The sequence below is a fragment of the Kitasatospora nipponensis genome, assembly GCF_039528135.1.
Taxonomy (GTDB): domain Bacteria; phylum Actinomycetota; class Actinomycetes; order Streptomycetales; family Streptomycetaceae; genus Kitasatospora; species Kitasatospora nipponensis.
Genome location: NZ_BAAALF010001092.1, coordinates 1 through 209, shown reverse-complemented (window position 1 = coordinate 209; position 209 = coordinate 1).

The following is a 209-nucleotide window of genomic DNA, read 5'->3' as shown; positions in this document are numbered from 1 at the left end:
AATCGGGCTGTGGTGAAGGCGTGCAGAGGCGTGGGGTCCTCCCCATGTCAGGTAGTGGGGCGATACGATCGAGCGGTGCGTGCCTCCAAGGCACGCGCCACAGTCTCCAACTGACGGGGTAACGGGGTAGGGATGACGCTCACCAGGACCATGCGCGCGCTGGGCGCCACCATGCTGGCCTCCGGGTTGTTGCTGGCCACCGTACCGAT